This is a genomic window from Micromonospora sp. NPDC001898 (genome assembly GCF_042891255.1).
Taxonomy (GTDB): Bacteria; Actinomycetota; Actinomycetes; order Mycobacteriales; family Micromonosporaceae; genus Micromonospora.
Genome location: NZ_JBIATC010000006.1, coordinates 334574 through 352825 on the forward strand (window position 1 = coordinate 334574; position 18252 = coordinate 352825).

The window sequence follows — 18252 nt, forward strand, 5'->3', positions numbered from 1 at the left end:
GAAGTCCACCCCACCCCCGCACGCGCGGGGAGCGGGCATCTGGGGACTGTGCCGAAGTCGGCCGTAGGCGCAGGGTTGGGCGCACCCGCCTCGCCATGATCGTCTGCTGAAGACGAACACGACACGCCGGCCCGTATCTCCCTTACCAGCAAGGCCGGGATCGGGGCCGGCGGGTAACTGTGCCGGCCCTCGGGACAGGCCCCAGTCTCCGCCGCCGCGCTCCGGCCGGCCCACCACATTGCCGGGGCGGGCTGGTGACCTGGTACGACGACATGGCGCAGTGAGGCCCGTCCAGAGTGCGACACGCACAGACCGGGTGCTCGCCGAGCGGGTGTCGCACGAGGGCCGTACCGTCATCGGAAGACGATGTGTCCGATCGAGGATGGTGAGCGCGATGTCCCCTGACGGTGAGGTCGACCGGCCCGCCCCGCGGGGCCCCTCCGGGCCCGCCCGGGGGTTGCTGGTGGTGCTCGGTGCCGCGGCGCTGGCCGTGGTGGTGCTGCTCGGCACGCAGGTGGCCGGGGTCTTTCCGGACTTCCGCAACCCGTTCAGCAAGGAGCAGACCGACCGCAGTCAGCCCCCGCTGCTGAAGTCCATCCAGGATCTCAGCCGCTACGTCGCGGCCGAGGGCAACTTCCAGGTCGTGGTCGACCTGCAGAACGACCGGAAAAACGTCCCGGAGTTCCTGCTCAACGAGCGCACCCTCTTCGTGGGGGCGGGCAGCGTCGAGGCGTACGTCGACTTCGGCAAGATCGCCGAGGGTGCGATCGCCGTTTCGGCCGACGGGAAGTCCGTCGAGGTCAAGCTTCCCGCGCCGCAGCTCGCCCAGACAAACCTGGACATGGAGAAGAGCTACGTCGTCGCGCAGCAGCGGGGTCTGATCAACCGGCTCAACGACCTGGTCAAGGGTGACCCGAACCGCCAGCAGCAGGTGTACAAGCTGGCCGAGGAGCGGATCACCGCCGCCGCCCGGGACAGCGGCCTGCAGGCCCGCGCGGAGGAGAACACCCGCAAGATGCTGGAGGGCCTGCTCCGCTCCCTCGGGTACGAGAAGGTGACCGTCACCTACACCGCGCCCTGAGCCTATACATGGCGGTTACTGTCCCTGATCTCACGGTAGTCGGGCATCGTCCCCCTTCGACTGTCCGGCCAACGCCCTCAGCCGGGCCGCCAAGTCAAGGTCGAGCAGGTAGTCCCGGCAGGCTGCCTGCACGAACGAGGTCCACTTCGGGTCGCCCTGCCCGATCATGCGGCGAATCGCCGAGCCGGTAATGCGCTGGCTGCCGCGCCGGAACAGCACCTGCACGTCGTAGCCGAGCCGCCGCAGCACTTCGATCTTGTGCAGATTCCATTCGTCGCAGACCGTGGTGAAGGCCGTGGCGGAGAGCGGGATGAGATCAGCGAGCAGCTCAGGCTGCTCGATCGGGAAAGGACGCACCGCGAAGGCGGTCTTCCCGACCCCCGCGGCGACGAGGCAGCGGGTGACGAGCTCGGCGCGTTCCCCGTACGTCAGCGGGTTGGCCGTCGGGTCGTGCCGGTGTGCCGCCGCCCCGGCAGAGGGGCGTAGCCGGTCGAGATGGGGTTGGGTGATGCCCACGTACAGGAAGCCGCACCGCTCGGCGGCGGCGAGTAGATACTCCAGGTGTTCGACGTGCAGCACCTGGAACCGGCCGTGTGCGAACCCCTCCTGGGGCCGCCTGGGCTCCGGGAGGGGTGCAGCGCTCACTTCGTCGGCCACGTCGGCGGGGGATCAGTAGCGGGTGGCGGCGTAGCGGTCCTCGTTCGGCATCAGCACCCACAGCACCAGGTACACGATCACCTGGGTACCGGGCAGCAGCAGCGACAGCAGGAACAGCAGCCGGATCATGTTGGCGGAGGTGTTGAACCGGCGGGCCAGGCCGACGCAGACCCCGGCGAGCATGCGCCCCTCGCGGGGCCGGACCAGTTTGCGACTCATTGTCGTACTCCCACTCTGCGGCGTACCCGCCGCGTCTGTACTCCACGGTAGAAACGGACGGCCACCCCGCCCTCCGTCCCGAGGGTGATCCCGCGACCCCTGTCCCGTAGGTGCTTACCCGGGCGCCTCCGTCGCGACGCCTCTCCCTCGCCTGCGCCGCGCCCCCCGCCCGCGCGTTTCGCCTGCGGGTGCGCAGTGGGACGCAGGATGTGGGGGGTGGGTGACCTGCGCGGGTAGGCTGGTCCGCTGGGCCGTCCACACCCGGACGGCGGTGGGACGGCCGACCCGACCGGGGGAGGCCGCGACCGGGCCGGGCCCGCACTGCGGGGTCGACGGCGAGGAAGTGCACATGATCAGCGTTTTCGACCTCTTCAGCGTGGGCATCGGGCCGTCCAGCTCGCACACAGTGGGCCCGATGCGAGCCGCCCGGACGTTCGTCGCCGGGCTCAAGGCCGACGGGCAGCTCTCCGCGACGGCCCGGGTGCGGGCCGAGCTGTTCGGCTCGCTCGGCGCCACCGGCCACGGCCACGGCAGCGACCGGGCGGTGCTGCTCGGGCTGGAGGGCGAGGCGCCGGAGGCCGTCGACACCGACACCGTCGGGCCCCGGGTGGCGCGGGTCCGGGCCGAGCGGCGGCTGGGCCTGCTCGGCGTCCAGGAGATCGACTTCGACCCGGACCGGGACCTGGTGCTGCACCGGCGTCGGTCGCTGCCGTACCACCCGAACGGGATGACCTTCGTCGCGTACGACGCCGCCGGGGCGGAGCTGCGGGAGCGGACGTACTACTCGGTCGGCGGCGGGTTCGTGGTCGACGAGGAGGCGGCCGGGGCGGACCGGATCGTCCCCGACACCGCCCGGGTCCGGTACCCGTTCCTGACCGGGGCCGAGCTGCTGCGGGTCAGCGCCGGCAACGGGCTGTCGATCAGCGAGGTGATGCTCGCCAACGAGCTGTCCCGGCGCACCGAGGGCGAGGTGCGCGACGGGCTGCTGGAGATCTGGCGGGTGATGCGGGAGTGCGTCGCGCAGGGCTGCGAGCGCGACGGCGTGCTCCCGGGTGGGCTGAAGGTGCGGCGGCGCGCGGCGGAGCTGCGGCGCAGCCTGGAGGCGGACACCGGGACCACCGACCCGCTGCGGGTGATGGACTGGGTGACCCTGTTCGCGCTCGCGGTCAACGAGGAGAACGCGGCCGGCGGCCGGGTGGTCACCGCCCCGACCAACGGCGCTGCGGGGATCATCCCGGCGGTGCTGCACTACTACACCCGGTTCGTGCCGGGGGCGTCCGACGAGGGCGTGGTCCGGTTCCTGCTGGCGGCCGGGGCGATCGGCGTGCTGTTCAAGGAGAACGCCTCGATCTCCGGTGCCGAGGTGGGCTGCCAGGGCGAGGTCGGCTCGGCCTGCTCGATGGCCGCCGCCGGGCTCGCCGAGGCCCTCGGCGGCACCCCCGAGCAGGTGGAGAACGCGGCCGAGATCGGCATGGAGCACAATCTCGGGCTCACCTGCGACCCGGTCGGTGGCCTGGTGCAGATCCCCTGCATCGAGCGCAACGCCGTGGCTAGCATCAAGGCGATCACTGCTGCCCGGCTGGCCTTGCGCGGCGACGGGGTGCACCACGTCTCGCTGGACAAGGTGATCAAGACGATGCGTGAGACCGGCGCCGACATGAAGGTCAAGTACAAGGAGACGTCGCGGGGCGGCCTGGCCGTCAACGTGATCGAGTGCTGATCCGGCGAGGAGGCGGGGGTGGCGTCTGGCGTCGGGGCGCTGTGGGCGCACCGGAACTCGCTGCGCATCCTCGTCCGGCGCGACCTGGCGGTGAAGTACCAGCAGTCGGTGCTCGGGTACCTCTGGTCGCTGATCGAGCCGCTCGGCATGGGGGCGATCTACTGGTTCGTCTTCGGGGTGCTCTACTCCGGCGACACCAGCCGGCACCTCGGTCAGGCAGCCGCGTCGTACCCGCTGTTCCTGATCACCGGCATCTTCGCCTGGATGTGGACCAGTTCGGCGCTGAGCGAGGCGACCAACGCGCTGACCGGGCAGGCCCGGCTGATCACCACGCTGAACGTGCCGCGCCAGGTCTTCCCGATCAGCCGGATCACCGGCCGGTTCGCCGAGTACGCCGCCGGCCTGCCGATCCTGGTCGCCATCGCCGGCGTCTACGTGGCGCGCGGCGAGGTGCACCCCGGCTGGTCGGTGCTCGCCCTGCCGCTCGCCGTCGCCGTACAGGCGGTGCTGCTGGTCGGGCTGGCGCTGCTGCTGTCGGCGCTCAACGTGTTGATGCGCGACATCGAGCGGTTCATGCGGCTGGTGATCCGGCTGCTGTTCTACGCCACCCCGATCATCTACCCGCTCAGCCTGGTCCGGGAGTCCACCATGCCCGGCTGGGTGAAGACCGGGTACGAGCTGAACCCGCTGGTCGGCATCTTCCAGCTCCACCACGCGATCTGGTACCCGGACCAGTTCCCCGACGCCCGGCTGCTGACCACCACGATCGTGGTGAGCCTGCTGGTGCTGGTGGCCGGCTGGTGGGCGTTCCGCCGGCTCGAACCCGCCGTGCTCAAGGAACTGTGATGACGGCGCTCAGGGAGCTGTGATGGCGGCTGTGATGACGGCGCTCAGGGAGCTGTGATGGCGGCTGTGACGACGGCGCTCAGGGAGCTGTGATGACGGAACCGATCATCGAGGCGGACGGCCTCGGCATCCGGTTCGTCCGCAACCGGCGGCGGCAGCTGCGGCTGCGGGAGTTCTTCATCCGACCGGGCGACAGGTCGGCCGACGCCGGCCGGTTCTGGCCGCTGCGGGACGTGTCGTTCTCCGTCGCGGCCGGTGAGACGGTCGGGGTGGTCGGCCGCAACGGCACCGGAAAGAGCACCCTGTTGCGGCTGATCGCCGGGGTGCTGATCCCCGACGAGGGACGCATCCGGGTCCGTGGCGACGTGGCACCGCTGCTGGAGCTGTCCGCCGGTTTCTCCAACGACCTGACCGGGCGGGAGAACCTGTACCTCGTCGGCGGGCTGCACGGGCTGTCGTCGGGCTACCTGCGCGAACACTTCGACGAGATCGTCTCCTTCGCCGGTGAGCAGGTGGAACGGGCCATCGACGCGGCGGTGCGGCACTACTCCTCGGGGATGAAGGTGCGGCTCGGTTTCGCCATCATCTCGCACCTGCCGCACCCGATCCTGCTCATGGACGAGGTGACCGCGGTCGGGGACGCGGAGTTCCGCGAGAAGTGTTATGCGACGATCGACCGATTGCTGGGGGAGGGACGCACACTGGTGCTGGTGTCACACAACGAAAAGGATCTGACCCGGTTCTGCCGTCGAGGGCTGTACCTCGACGCCGGGCGGCTGACCGTCGACGGGACGATCGCCGAGGCGCTGGACGCGTACCACACCGCGGTTCCGCGGTGACGCTCGCGATCGTGCTCGCCGCCGGTTCTCCGGCCGCGAACCTGCCGACACGCGCCGGGGCGACGCTGGCCGACCGGCTGGCCGACCAGTGGCGCCGGGCCGGGGCGAGTCAGGTGCGGCACGCCGCCGACCTGGCCGAGCTGGCCGCCCTCGCCGACGCCGCGACCGGGCCGGTGATCGTCAGCGGGGCGGACCTGGTGGCGCACACCGCCGTACTGCGGCACCTGGCCACCAGCCCGGTCGGGCCGACGGTGGCCCTGGTGCTCACCGACCCGCCCGCCCCCGGCCGGGCCGTGGTGCGCGAGGAGCGCGGCCAGGTGGTCGCCGCCGGCATCGACGGGCAGCTCGAAGGCGGTGCGACCGGGGTGTTCGGCGGGGCGCTGCGGGTGGGGGTGGACGATCTGCCGGCCCTGGCCGCCGCCGCCCGGGCCGCCGCCGCGGGCGGGTCGCCGGCCGGCGCAGCCCTCGGGCCCGCCCCGGCCGGGCCCGCGGTGGACCGGTTGTTCGCCGGCCTCACCGCGCTCGGCACGCTGACCTTCGCCCACCGGGTACGCCTGCTCGTCGCCCACCGGGTCGCCGACCCGGCGGGGCTGGCCGCCGCCGAGGCGGCACTCGGAGCGGTCGACGAGGACAAGGCCGAGCTGCGGCTGTCGGTGAAGGAGAAGGACGACTTCTTCACCACGTACTTCGTCAGCACCTGGTCCCCGTACGTCACGAAGGCGTCGGCGCGGCTCAAGCTGACCCCGACCGGGGTCACCGCGATCTCCGTGCTGTTCGCGGTCGCCGCGGCGGTGCTGTTCGGCGTCGGCGGCCGGCCCGCGCTGGTCACCGGCGCGGTGCTGCTCTACCTCGGCTTCATGCTGGACTGCGTGGACGGGCAGCTCGCCCGCTACACCCGGCACTTCAGCGCGTGGGGCGGCTGGCTGGACACCATGGCCGACCGGGCGAAGGAGTACGTGGTCTACGCCGGCCTCGGCTACGGGGCGACGGCCGCCGGCTACCGGTACGGCTGGGCGCTGGCCATCGCCGCGATGACGTTGCAGACCGTCCGGCACATGACCGACACCTGGTACGGGGTGCTGCACGACGAGGCGGCCCGCCGGCCGAAAACCGCCGGCGCGGGCGGCGGCGGGATCGGCGACAAACTGAACGCCGCGTCGACCCGGGTGCAGGCCGACACGGGGTCGCTGTCGTACTGGCTGAAGCGGACGGTGGTGTTCCCGATCGGGGAGCGGTGGGCGCTGATCGCGCTGACCGTCGCGCTGTTCGATCCGCTGGTCAGCCTGGTCGCGGTGCTGGCCTGGGGGGCGCTGGCGTTCGCGTACACGGGTGCGCTGCGCACCCTGCGGGCCCGCTGGATGCGGGTGCCGGTGCTGGACACGGTCGACGCCACCCTGCACCGCGACGACGGCCCGCTCTCGGCCCGGTTCCCCGCGCTGCGCCCGGTGGGCCCGCTGACGCTGGCGGTGATCGGCGCCCTCGGCCCGGCGGCGCTGCTGGTCGCGGCCCTGCTCCGGGCGGGCGGGGACGGCGACCCGGCCGCCCTGCGTTGGGCCGTGCCGGCGGCCCTGCTGGTGCTGCTGCTCGCCGGCCTGGGGGCCGGGGCGGCGCACAACGGCCCGCTGGACTGGTTGGTCCCGGCCGCGCTGCGGGCCGGCGAGTACCTGTTCGCCGTCGCGGTCGGCGTGGTCGCCGGGGTGCCGGCGTGGGTCGTCTTCGGGTACGTCTTCGTGCTGACCCTGCACCACTATGACCTCACGGCCCGGTTGGAGAAGCGGCAGGCGGCCCCGCCGCTGCACCCGTGGACGCTGGGCTGGGAGGGACGCTCGGTGCTGCTGGCCATCGCGGCGATCGTCGGATTCGCGGCTGTTGTGATGGCTACACTCGGTGCGTACCTGTTCATGGTTTTCGTCGGGAGCGTGGTCCTGGCCTGGGTCGTCCTGCCCGCCCGCGCCCGGCGGGCCGCGGGCGTCCCGGCGCGCGGAGGCGTCCGGCAGCCGGGCTGACGTGGGGGGCCGGTCGATGACGCTGATCAGCTTCGTCGTACCGGCCTACCGGGTGCAGGCGTACCTGAGCGAGTGCCTCGACTCGATTCTCGGCCAGCCGTTCGACGACGTCGAGGTGATCGGCGTCGACGACCACTCGCCGGACGGCAGCGGCGACATCCTGGCCGACTACGCGGCCCGGGACCACCGGGTCCGCGCCGTCCGGCTGACCGAGAACGTCGGCCTGGGTCCGGCCCGCAACGCCGGGCTGGACCTGGCCGGCGGCGAGTACGTCTGGTTCGTCGACGGCGACGACTGGCTGGCCCCGGACTGCTTGGCCGAGGTGGCCGCCCGGCTCCGGGCCACCCGCCCGGACGTGCTCGTCGTCGACCACGTCCGGGTGCGCTGGGACGAGCGGTCCACCCGCAGCGCGATGCGGGACGTCTTCCCCGAGCCGCTCGGACCGGCCACCTTCCGGCTGCGTGAGCGGCCGGAGACGCTGCGGCTGCTGCACACCGCGTGGAACCGGCTGGTCCGCCGGGAGTTCCTGGTCGACCTCGGGCTGCGCTTCGAGCCGGGCTGGTACGAGGACGTGCCGTTCAGCTTCCCGGTGCTGATGGCCGCCGAGCGGATCGGGGTGCTGGACCGGGTCTGCGTCAACTACCGGCAGCGCCGGGCCGGCGCGATCACCCGGACCCGGGGGGACCGGCACTTCGAGGTGTTCGTCCAGTGGCACCGGGTGTTCCGGCTGATGGACCGGTGGGCGCCGGCCGTCGACGACCTGCGCCCGGCGGTCTTCGAGCGGATGATCTGGCACTACCTGACCGTGCTCGGCAACGGCGAGCGGATCGCTCCCGAGCTGCGGCCCGCCTTCTTCGCCCAGATCACCGCCGACCACGCCCGCTTCCGACCGCCCGGGGGCCATCCGGTGCCGGAGGGGGTGGAGGGGCTCAAGCACCGGCTGGCCGCCGCCGGCCGGTGGCGGACGTTCAGCGCCCTGCGGGGGGCCAACCACACCCGGGACGCCGCCCGGCGGCAGGTCCGTCGGGCGAGGCCGGTGGTCCGGCGGGCCGCCCGAGTGGGCCGCGACGCGCTGCTACGCGAGTACTACCGGGCCGAGCTGCGCCGGCCGCTCGACCCGACGCTGGCCGTTTACGCGGCGTACTGGTACCGCGGGTACGCCTGCAACCCGGCGGCGATCTACGAGGCGGCCCGCCGGCTGGCCCCGCAGGTGCGCGGGGTGTGGGTGGTCCGGCGGGACCGGGTCGGCTCCCTCCCGAGCGGGGTGGAGTTCGTGGTGGCCGGCAGCCGCGAGTACCACCGGGTGCTGGCCCGGGCCAGCTGGCTGGTCAACAACGTGAACTTTCCCGACTTCGTGCGCAAGCGGCCGGGCTCGGTGCACGTGCAGACCCACCACGGCACCCCGGTCAAGGTGATGGGGCTGGACCAGCAGCGCTACCCGGCCGGCGCGGTGGGGATGGACTTCGCGAAGCTGCTTCGCCGGGTGGACCGGTGGGACTACAGCGTCTCCGCGAACAGCTTCTCCACCCAGATGTGGGAGCGGGCGTACCCGGCCGCGTACACCACGCTGGAGGTCGGGTACCCGCGCAACGACCGGCTGGCCACCGCCACCCCCACCGAGGTGCGCGAGGCGCGTTCCCGGCTCGGCCTCGCCCCCGGCGACCGGGTGGTGCTCTACGCCCCGACCCACCGCGAGCACCTGCCCGGGTACCGCCCGCCGTTCGACCCGGACGTGCTGCTCGACACGCTCGGGCCGGCCGGCCGGCTGCTGATCCGCAGCCACTATTTCCACGACCGGGACGGCCGGTCGTCGGGGCCGGTCCTCGGCCCGGCCGGCGCCCGGATCCGGGACGTCAGCGACCACGACCGGGTCGAGGACCTTTACCTCGCCGCCGACGTGCTGGTCACGGACTACTCGTCGGCGATGTTCGACTACGCCGTGCTGGACCGGCCGATCGTCGTGTACGCGCCGGACTGGACGGCGTACCGGCTGGCCCGGGGCGTCTACCTGGACCTGCTCGCCGAGCCGCCCGGCGCCGTGACCACCAGCTTCCCCGGTCTGCTCGACCTGTTCCGCTCCGGCGCGGTCGACGCCCCCGCCGCGACCGAGGCCCGGAAGCGGTTCCGGGCCCGGTTCTGCGCCCTGGACGACGGCCACGCCGCCGAACGGGTCGTCCGCCGGGTTTTTCTCGGCGAACCGGGCTGAACCTGCTGACCCGTAATAGGCCTGTCACGAGCCGAACATGGCACGTTTACCCGATGTGCGGACTCGATGATCCTGGTCACATACATTCGGGTACGGCCGACGAGCTGGGGGAGGAGACGGTGACAACCGTCGCGCTCAAGGATGTGACCAAGGTTTTCCCGGACGGGACGGTCGCCGTCGACAAGATCAACCTGGATGTGAACGACGGTGAGTTCATGGTCCTGCTCGGGCCGTCCGGGTGCGGGAAGTCCACCGTGCTGCGGATGGTGGCCGGGCTGGAGGCCCCGAGCTCCGGAGCGGTCCTGCTCGACGGTGAGCTGGCAAACGACCTGCCGCCCCGGGACCGGAAGATCGCCATGGTGTTCCAGGACTTCGCCCTCTACCCGCACATGACGGTGGGGGACAACATCGCCTTCCCGCTGCGGCTGGCCGGGGTCGACTCCTTGCCACGCGACGAGCGGGTCGCCGACGTGGCCAGCGCGCTGGGCATCGGCGACGTGCTGGGCCGCAAGCCCAGCCAGCTCTCCGGCGGGCAACGCCAGCGGGTCGCGATGGGTCGGGCCATCGTCCGCCGGCCAGGGCTCTTCCTGATGGACGAGCCGCTGTCCAACCTTGACAGCGGGCTACGGGCGGAGCTGCGGGCGGAGATCTCCGGCCTGACCCGCGAGCTGGGCGTCAGCACCATCTACGTCACCCACGACCAGGCCGAGGCCCTGACCATGGCCGACCGGGTGGCAATCATGCGCAAGGGCGTGCTCCAGGACGTGGGCACCCCGACCCAGGTGTACGGCCGCCCGGCCACCCTCTACGTGGCCGCGTTCCTCGGCAGCCCTCGGATGAACCTGCTGGAGGCGTCCGTCTACGTCCACCTCGACCGGTACGTCGCACTGAAGATCGGCGAGCAGTCGCTCTACCTGCCCTGGACCGACATCCGCAGCCGGGCCGTCGCGCACTACCACGGCGAGCGGATCGTCGTCGGGATGCGGGCCGAGGCGCTCACCCCGGTCGCCCCGGACGCCCCGGGCGACGTGCTCCGGGGCCGGATCCGCTACCTGGAGCACCACGGTCACGAGTCGCTGGCCTTCCTCGACATCGGTGCCACCGCCATCGTGGTGGACGAGATGGGCAGCCGGGCCGAGGACACCGACGGCGGCCGGCGCGGCCGACGCCGGTTCGGGCAGGTCATGCAGCGGCTCACCGGCCGGGGCACCGAGCCGGGACCGACTCCCGAGGAGGCCGGCCGGGGCAACCGGGCCAGCGTGCTCAGCGACCAGGGCCGGCACCACCGCCGCCCGGCGGAGCTGGGGGTCCGGCTCGCGCCGTACCCGGGGGTCTCCGCCGGTCATCCGCTGGCCGTCTCGGTGCGCCTGGACGCGCTGCACTTCTTCGACGAGCGCGGCGACCGGATCGACGTGGGCTGGCGCTGACCCGGCGGGCGGGGTGGCGGGCGGGTAGGCCGGTGCCCTACGGTCAGCGGACCTCGTCCACAGTGCACGGTGTGAGAAAGGGGTCCGCCAGTGTCGGCTGACCGTCCCAGCCCGCTCGTCATCGAGCGCATCCTGCGCGACCGGCAGGGCATCTGGCAGCAGATCGTGGCCGACCGCGATCTCAACGGCCTCACCATGCGGATGCTGGCCAGCTCCGGCATCGCCCTCGCCTGCTACGGCGCGGTGCTCGGCGCGTTCCACAGCGCTTTGATGGCGCTGACCTCGGCGGTCAAGCTGCCGCTGCTGTTCCTGGTCACGCTCGCCATCTGCCTGCCCACGCTCTACCTGTTCAACCTGGTCTTCGGGGCCCGACTGTCGGTGCGACAGTCGCTGGCGCTGGTGATGGTGGCGATCACCGTCACCTCGATGCTGGCCGTGGCGTTTGCGCCGATCAGCCTCTTCTTCCTGATCACCGCGCCCGACTACGGCTTCTTCAAGCTGCTCAACGTCGCCATCCTGACGCTGAGCGCGGTGGTCGGGTTGCGCTTCCTGACCGGTGGCATGCAGGTGCTCAACACCCACGGCCTGCTCACCCCGGCCCCCGCTGCCGTGGCCCCCGCTGCCGTGGCCCCCGCCGCTGTGGCCCCGGCTCCCGCTGCTGTGGCCCCGGCTCCCGCACCGGTCGAGGTCGGTGCCCACGGAACCGCCGTCGAGGCCGCCGCCCAGCCCGCGCCCGCCATGGCGGTAGCGACTCCCGCCCCGGTGGCTGTCGTGCCAGGGGCTGTCGTGCCCGGTCACCCCGGGCCGGGGCTGCTCCCCGCCGGGTATCCGCCGGCGCAGTACCGCCACTGGCCCGAGCCGGCGGTCCGCCGACCGGCTGCCGAGCGCCCGGCGAGCATGACCCTGCTGTACGTGTGGATCCTGCTCTTCGGCTTCGTCGGCACCCAGCTCGCCTGGACGCTGCGCCCGTTCTTCGGCAGCCCTGGTGAGAAGTTCGCCCTGTTCCGCAGCATCGAGGGCAACTTCTACGCCGAGATCATCCGCACCATCGGGCACCTCTTCTAGCGCGGGAGCTTCCCACCCCTCAAGATGCTGTGGGCGTCGCACCTTGATCGTCTGCTGATTTGTGAGACGACACGCCGGGCGAGTTCTCCATAATCAGCAGACGATCAAGGAGGCGTGCAAGATCGTGCTCGACTTCGATATGCCCTAGCCGACGTGCCACTTCTGATTTTCGCTGCCGTTGCAGTCCCAGATGTTGAGCCAGACACCGTTGGCGGGGTCGCCGCCGGGCACGTCGACGCATTTGGCCGGGACCGTGCTGAGGCTGACCAGGTCGCCCGCGCTGTTCAGGTCGAAACGCTGCTTCGCGCTGCCCGTGCAGGTGGCGATCCGTAGGTGTGGGCCGTTGCTGGTGTCCGTGATCTCAAGGCACTTGCCCACCACCCGAAGCGTGCGGTCTGCGGCGAGGGTGAATTGCTCTCCGGCAGCGCCGTGGCATTCCCATGTCTGGATTTTGGCAGTTGTGGTCGGGGAACTGTCCGGCACGTCGATGCACGTGCCGCTGCCGTTGTTGATGATGGGTCGGTTGCTGAACCGGGGCTTTGCCAGCGTGCTGCTCTTGGCGGGCTTCGGTGACCTGGACGGGGTGACGCTGGCGCGAGGGGAGGGCGAAACGCTCCTGTGCGGCCTGGGAGACGTCGATGCTCCGCCCGGTGATGCCTGTGCCTGCAACGCGCGGAAGCTTCCCAGGATCAGTGAGAGAGTGTCCTGCCCGGGCGTCCAAGCGTCGTCCGGTGTGGTCCAGTCGATCGCGTATGCCTGGCCGTTCTCGGCGACGAAGGTGCGGCTGAGGGCGTGCATCCGCCTCCCGCTGACGTCGACGTAGGTCCATTCGCGGTCCACTGCCCGTGCCCGGTAGTTCACCTTGTGGAGGCGGACCGGTTTGTAGTCCGGATACCTTCCGGTCTCGCGGTCCGCCGCCTCTGCGGCCCGGGCGTCCGCCAGGAGATCGGCCTTCGGTGCGCCGAGAGCGTCGATGGCCAGCGTGCGACGGCTGCCCAGTTCGTGGAACTCGACGCGCGTGCCGTCGCGGAGCTGCTGCCAGCCGTCCGGGACAGGTACTGAGAAGCCGGGATCCTGGGTGTAGTAGTGCCATCCGGCCATCGGCGGTTGGGTCGGTGACACCGACGTGCCGAGCGCCGGATCGTGCTTGGCGTCGTCGGCCAGGGCGTTGCTGATGAGCGGTTGAACCGCGATGACGCCGACAAGGCCCACGGCCGCGACGGCGGCGATCAGCCAGCGGTTCCGCCTCGTGGTGGCGGGGGCGGTCGTGGTGGCGGTCGGTGTCTGGGCCGGCTTGTCCGACGGGGCCGTGGTGGCGGACGGCTTCGGGGTCGGCTCCTCCTGCGTCGCCGTCTCCGCCGTCGTGCCTGTCGCCGCGGGCCTCGCCGACGCCGACGTCTGCGCGTGCGCGTGCGCCGGGGACGGTTCCTCGGATACCGCCTGACGCAGGAGTCGCTCGGCCTCCTCGGCGTCGATCCGCCGGCTCGGGTCCTTGCGTAGCAGCCCTTCGAGAGCCGGGGTCAGCGCACCCGCGCGCTGGGGTGGCGTCGGTGGATCGGTCGCGATGGCGGTCAACGTCGCGATCGCCGACGACCGCGCGTACGGCGGCCTCCCCTCCACGGCGGCGTAGAGCGTCGCGCCGAGCGACCACAGGTCGGCCGCAGGGCCGGGCATGCCGTCGGTGAGCCGCTCCGGCGGAAGGTACGAGGGGGACCCGAGCACGATCCCGGTTCGGGTCATGCTCGGGTCGTCAGGTGCGGTAGCCAGCCCGAAGTCGGTCAGCACCACCCGGCCGTCATCGGCGAGCAGCACGTTCGCCGGCTTGACGTCCCGGTGCAGCAGTCCGGCCCGGTGGGCGGCGCGCAGCGCGGCGAGCACGGCCAGGCCGATCCGTGCCACCTGGGTCGGTGTCAGCGGGCCGTTCTCGGCCAGCACCGCATGCAGCGACCGGGAAGGGACGAACTCCATCACGATCCATGGCTCGCCGTCGGCATGCAGCACGTCGAAGATCCGTACCACATTGCTCTGGTCCAGCCGCGCGATCGCCCGCGCCTCGCGCATGGACCGCTCGCGCATCTCCCGCCGCTCGTCGTCCGTCAGACCCGGTGGCGGCACCAGTTCCTTGATCGCCACATCCCGGCGTAGCGTCTCGTCGCGGGCCAGCCAGACCCGTCCCATGCCGCCCTGCCCGAGGGGACTGACAAGCCGGTATCGGCCGGCGATCGAACGCTGTGGAATGTCGGGCACAGCCAGGACCGTACCGGCACGGCACTCGACCTCGTGCCCGGGTACTTGCCGGAAAAGCGACAGTCAAACAAATCACCCGTGGGCGGTAGTCGAGCCAGGGCGCGTCGCCGAGGCCGGTCCCGCCGGTCTTTGGTCTTCTTACCGGGCTTGATGCGAAACACCTGACTGTGGCTGGGCGCGCGTCGCCCTCCTCGGTCGGCACGGGCGGCCCGCCCAGAGCTTGCCCCGCAAGTTACCGAAGAGTAACGTTCGGGTATGAGCACCGACTCTCGCCAGGTGGCCGCCGGCATGCTGGAGGCCGTCCCCTTCGCCCGTACGCTCGGGGTCGAATTCGTCGAGGTGGCCCCCGAGGCTGAGGGCGGGGTGCGCGCCGTGGTCCGGCTGCCCGACTCGCCGGCCACCCACAACCACGTCGGCGGTCCGCACGCCGGGGCGATGTTCACCCTCGGTGAGACCGCCTCCGGCGCGGTGGTGCTGGCCGCGTTCGGCCAACTCCTCGACCGCGCGGTGCCGCTGGCCGTGCGCGCGGAGATCGCGTACCGGAAGCTGGCGATGGGGCCGGTGCTGGCCACCGCGCGGCTCGGCCGGGCGGCGGCCGAGGTGATCGCCGAACTGGACGCCGGCCGGCGGCCCGAGTTCCCGGTCGAGGTCGAGATCATTACCGAGGACGGCACGCCGACCTCGGCGATGACCGTGGTCTGGACGCTGCGTCCCAACCGCTGAGCGTGTCGCCACCCCGGCTCCCCGCGCGTCGTGGGGTGAATCCGGTTTGTCGGGTCCGGCCGGTGGATAGATTCGTACCGTGCTGGGCCTACCTGATCATGTGACCGCCTGTCTCTTCGATCTGGACGGCGTCCTGACCCAGACTGCCCGGGTGCACAACGCGGCGTGGACGCAGACGTTCGACGCGTTCCTCCGGCGGCACTCGGCGGCCAGCGGTGAGCCGTACCGGCCGTTCGACCCGGGGCCCGACTACAACCGGTACGTCGACGGCCGGCCCCGGGCCGACGGGGTGCGCTCCTTCCTGGCCTCCCGGGGGATCACCCTGCCCGAGGGCGGGTCCGACGACCCGCCGGAGGCGGACACCGTCAACGGGGTGGGCAACCGGAAGAACGTCGTCCTGCTGGAGCGCCTCCGCACCGACGGGGTCGAGGTCTATCCGGGCTCGGTGACGTACCTGAAGGCGACGGCCGACGCCGGCCTGCGCCGCGCGGTCGTCTCGGCGAGCGCCAACTGCCGGCAGGTGGTCGCCGCAGCCGGGCTGGACCCGCTGCTGGAGGCCCGGGTGGACGGGGTGGTCGCCCGCGAACGGGGACTGCGCGGCAAGCCGCACCCGGACACCTTCCTGGCCGGGGCGGCGCTGCTCGGAGTCGAGCCGGCCCGGGCGGCCATCTTCGAGGACGCGCTGGCCGGCGTCGCCGCCGGCCGGGCCGGCGGGTTCGGCTACGTGGTGGGCGTGGACCGGGTGGGCCAGGCCGAGGAGCTGCGCGCGCACGGGGCGGACGTCGTGGTGACGGACCTCGGCGACCTGATCGACAGGGGGACACCCGCATGATCCGGGAACGCGCCTATCCGGTGGAGCCCTGGCACATCCGGGAGACCCGCCTCGACCTGGACGTGCTGGCCCAGTCCGAGTCGGTCTTCGCGCTCTCCAACGGGCACATCGGCCTGCGCGGCAACCTGGACGAGGGGGAGCCCCACGGCCTGCCCGGAACCTACCTGAACTCCTTCTACGAGCTGCGCCCCTTGCCGTACGCCGAGGCGGGCTTCGGCTTCCCCGAGTCCGGCCAGACGATCGTCAACGTCACCAACGGCAAGCTGATCCGGCTGCTGGTCGACGACGAACCGCTCGACGTCCGGTACGGCGAGCTGCTCGCCCACGAGCGGATCCTCGACCTGCGGGCCGGCACCCTGCACCGGGAGCTGCACTGGCGTTCCCCGGCGGGCCGGGAGGTCAAGGTCCGCAGCACCCGGCTGGTGTCGTTCACCCAGCGGGCGCTCGCCGCCATCAGCTACGAGGTGGAGGCGGTCGACCGGCCCATCCGGCTGATCCTCCAGTCCGAGCTGGTGGCCAACGAGAACCTCCCCGCGCAGAGCCGCGACCCCCGGGTGGCGGCGGTCCTGGAATCGCCCTTGGTGGCCGAGGAGGAGCTGACCACCGAGGCCGGTGGGCTGCTGATCCACCGGACCAAGGTCAGCGGCCTGCGGGTGGGCGCCGCCATGGACCACGACGTGCACGGCCCGGAGCGCACCACCGTCGAGTCGGAGGGGTACGAGGACTGGGTCCGTACCACCGTCGGGTGCGTGCTCAAGCCCGGCGAGACGCTGCGGGTGGTCAAGTACCTGACGTACGGCTGGTCGAGCAAGCGGTCGCTGCCGGCGCTGCGCGACCAGGTCGGCGCGGCCCTCGCCGCGGCCCGCCTCGACGGCTGGGACGGGCTGCGCCGCGAGCAGCGGGAGTACCTGGACGAGTTCTGGGACGCCGCCGACGTGCGGGTCGAGGGCGACCCGGAGGTGCAGCAGGCGGTGCGGTTCGGCCTGTTCCACGTGCTCCAGGCCGGCGCCCGGGCCGAGCGGCGGCCGATCTCCGCGAAGGGCCTGACCGGCCCCGGGTACGACGGGCACGCGTTCTGGGACACCGAGATGTTCGTGCTGCCGGTGCTCACCTACACCCAGCCGGGCGCGGTCCGCGACGCCCTGTACTGGCGGCACTCCACCCTGGAACAGGCGCAGGACCGGGCCCGGACGCTGAACCTCGCCGGGGCGGCCTTCCCGTGGCGCACCATCGAGGGGCCGGAGTCGTCGGCGTACTGGCCGGCGGGGACAGCCGCGTTCCACATCGCCGCCGATGTCGCCGACGCGCTCCGCCGGTACATGATGGTCACCGGCGACGAGGAACTGGTCCGGGAGATCGGCCTGGAACTGCTGGTCGAGACGGCGCGGCTGTGGCGTTCGCTCGGGCACCACGACCGGAACGGCCGGTTCCACATCGACGGGGTGACCGGCCCGGACGAGTACACCGCGGTGAAGAACGACAACATCTACACCAACCTGATGGCGCAGCGGAACCTGCTCACCGCCGCCGAGTACGCGATGCGGTACCGGGACGAGGCGATCGACCTGGGGGTGACCGAGGAGGAGGCGGCGGCCTGGCGGGACGCGGCGAACGCGATGTGCGTCCCGTACGACGACGAGGTCGACGTGCACGAGCAGGTGGACGGGTTCACCCTGCTCCAGGAGTGGGACTTCGAGCACACCCCCGCCGAGAAGTACCCGCTGCTGCTGCATTACCCGTACTTCGACCTGTACCGCAAGCAGGTGGTCAAGCAGGCCGACCTGGTGCTCGCCATGCACTGGCGGGGGGACGCGTTCAGCGACGACGAGAAGCTGCGCAACTTCCTCTACTACGAGCGGCGGACGGTACGCGACTCGTCCCTGTCGGCGTGCACCCAGGCGGTGATGTCGGCCGAGATCGGCTACCTGGAACTCGCCCACCGGTACCTGCGCGAGGCCGCGCTGATGGACCTGCACGACCTGAACGAGAACACCCGCGACGGCGTGCACATGGCGTCGCTCGCCGGGGCGTGGATCGCCCTGGTCGCCGGGTTCGGCGGGCTGCGCGACCACGACGGGCTGCTGACGTTCGCGCCCCGGCTGCCGAGCGGGCTCACCCGGCTGGAGTTCTCGTTGCAGTGGCGGGGCATGCGGCTGCGGGTCGACGTCCGGCCGCACCAGACCACGTACGCGCTGCGGCACGGCTGCACCGACGACGTGGTGGAGCTGCGGCACCACGGCGAGAAGGTGCGGGTCACCTGCGCCGAGCCGGTCACCGTGCCGGTGCCGCCGTTCGACCAGCCCGGCCCCGAGCCGGAGCAGCCGCCCGGCCGGGCACCCCTGCTGCACCTGCCCGAGAACGTCAGTTAGGGCCTGCGCCGGGCC

At 72.0% G+C, this 18252-nt stretch carries 14 protein-coding genes; 11 read left to right on the top strand and 3 right to left on the bottom strand.

Translation table 11 applies throughout. The annotated features are described in order from the left end of the window. The first annotated feature begins 394 nt into the window (after positions 1 to 394). Positions 395 to 1081, top strand: coding sequence for a DUF4230 domain-containing protein (locus ACFYZF_RS17045; RefSeq protein ID WP_387021247.1), 687 nt, complete (start codon positions 395 to 397; stop codon positions 1079 to 1081). Between the two features lie 30 nt (positions 1082 to 1111). Here the strand turns inward: ACFYZF_RS17045 and ACFYZF_RS17050 are convergent, their stop codons facing one another. Further along, on the bottom strand, positions 1112 to 1726 hold the full coding sequence (locus ACFYZF_RS17050; RefSeq protein WP_387021250.1) for a nicotinate-nucleotide adenylyltransferase: 615 nt from the start codon (positions 1724 to 1726) through the stop codon (positions 1112 to 1114). Positions 1727 to 1750: 24 nt separating this feature from the next. Next, positions 1751 to 1957, bottom strand: a complete 207-nt coding sequence (locus ACFYZF_RS17055) for a PspC domain-containing protein (protein ID WP_387021253.1) — start codon at positions 1955 to 1957, stop codon at positions 1751 to 1753. Positions 1958 to 2306: 349 nt separating this feature from the next. Between ACFYZF_RS17055 and ACFYZF_RS17060 the strand changes: the two genes are divergently transcribed. From ACFYZF_RS17060 to ACFYZF_RS17090, 7 genes are all read left to right on the top strand, one after another. Continuing rightward, entirely contained in the window at positions 2307 to 3677 is a 1371-nt protein-coding gene (locus ACFYZF_RS17060; protein WP_387021255.1) for an L-serine ammonia-lyase, read from the top strand. A gap of 18 nt (positions 3678 to 3695) precedes the next feature. Next, positions 3696 to 4523, top strand: a complete 828-nt coding sequence (locus ACFYZF_RS17065) for an ABC transporter permease (RefSeq protein ID WP_387021258.1) — start codon at positions 3696 to 3698, stop codon at positions 4521 to 4523. 92 nt (positions 4524 to 4615) lie between these two features. Continuing rightward, a complete protein-coding gene (locus tag ACFYZF_RS17070) occupies positions 4616 to 5362 on the top strand; it encodes an ABC transporter ATP-binding protein (RefSeq protein WP_387021260.1) in 747 nt (248 codons plus the stop codon). Further along, entirely contained in the window at positions 5359 to 7368 is a 2010-nt protein-coding gene (locus ACFYZF_RS17075; RefSeq protein WP_387021263.1) for a DUF5941 domain-containing protein, read from the top strand. The genes ACFYZF_RS17070 and ACFYZF_RS17075 overlap by 4 nt, the downstream gene beginning before the upstream one ends. 16 nt (positions 7369 to 7384) lie before the next feature. Beyond that, positions 7385 to 9574 carry a CDP-glycerol glycerophosphotransferase family protein gene (locus ACFYZF_RS17080; RefSeq protein WP_387021265.1) on the top strand — a complete coding sequence of 730 codons (2190 nt, stop codon included), beginning with the start codon at positions 7385 to 7387 and terminating at the stop codon, positions 9572 to 9574. 119 nt (positions 9575 to 9693) lie between these two features. Next, on the top strand, positions 9694 to 11001 hold the full coding sequence (locus ACFYZF_RS17085) for an ABC transporter ATP-binding protein (RefSeq protein WP_387021268.1): 1308 nt from the start codon (positions 9694 to 9696) through the stop codon (positions 10999 to 11001). 90 nt (positions 11002 to 11091) lie between these two features. Then, a complete protein-coding gene (locus ACFYZF_RS17090) occupies positions 11092 to 12066 on the top strand; it encodes a hypothetical protein (RefSeq protein ID WP_387021270.1) in 975 nt (324 codons plus the stop codon). Between the two features lie 144 nt (positions 12067 to 12210). Here ACFYZF_RS17090 and ACFYZF_RS17095 read toward each other — a convergent pair whose 3' ends face one another. After that, on the bottom strand, positions 12211 to 14313 hold the full coding sequence (locus tag ACFYZF_RS17095; protein ID WP_387021273.1) for a protein kinase: 2103 nt from the start codon (positions 14311 to 14313) through the stop codon (positions 12211 to 12213). Between the two features lie 255 nt (positions 14314 to 14568). Here ACFYZF_RS17095 and ACFYZF_RS17100 point away from each other — a divergent pair, with 255 nt between their 5' ends. The 3 genes from ACFYZF_RS17100 (at position 14569) to ACFYZF_RS17110 (ending at position 18237) form a co-directional block, all read left to right on the top strand. After that, positions 14569 to 15036, top strand: a complete 468-nt coding sequence (locus ACFYZF_RS17100; protein WP_387021275.1) for a DUF4442 domain-containing protein — start codon at positions 14569 to 14571, stop codon at positions 15034 to 15036. Positions 15037 to 15115: 79 nt separating this feature from the next. Then, entirely contained in the window at positions 15116 to 15868 is a 753-nt protein-coding gene (locus ACFYZF_RS17105) for a beta-phosphoglucomutase family hydrolase (protein ID WP_387021278.1), read from the top strand. Continuing rightward, positions 15865 to 18237, top strand: coding sequence for a glycoside hydrolase family 65 protein (locus ACFYZF_RS17110; RefSeq protein ID WP_387021280.1), 2373 nt, complete (start codon positions 15865 to 15867; stop codon positions 18235 to 18237). Before ACFYZF_RS17105 ends, ACFYZF_RS17110 begins: the two co-directional genes overlap by 4 nt. The last annotated feature ends 15 nt before the right edge of the window (positions 18238 to 18252 follow it).

Bases quoted from the DNA above. Each gene is read 5' to 3' on its own strand.
- ACFYZF_RS17045 (WP_387021247.1), top strand. From the start codon at position 395: ATGTCCCCTGACGGTGAGGTCGACCGGCCCGCCCCGCGGGGCCCCTCC.
- ACFYZF_RS17055 (WP_387021253.1), bottom strand. From the start codon at position 1,957: ATGAGTCGCAAACTGGTCCGGCCCCGCGAGGGGCGCATGCTCGCCGGG.
- ACFYZF_RS17060 (WP_387021255.1), top strand. From the start codon at position 2,307: ATGATCAGCGTTTTCGACCTCTTCAGCGTGGGCATCGGGCCGTCCAGC.
- ACFYZF_RS17070 (WP_387021260.1), top strand. From the start codon at position 4,616: ATGACGGAACCGATCATCGAGGCGGACGGCCTCGGCATCCGGTTCGTC.
- ACFYZF_RS17080 (WP_387021265.1), top strand. From the start codon at position 7,385: ATGACGCTGATCAGCTTCGTCGTACCGGCCTACCGGGTGCAGGCGTAC.
- ACFYZF_RS17100 (WP_387021275.1), top strand. From the start codon at position 14,569: ATGAGCACCGACTCTCGCCAGGTGGCCGCCGGCATGCTGGAGGCCGTC.
- ACFYZF_RS17110 (WP_387021280.1), top strand. From the start codon at position 15,865: ATGATCCGGGAACGCGCCTATCCGGTGGAGCCCTGGCACATCCGGGAG.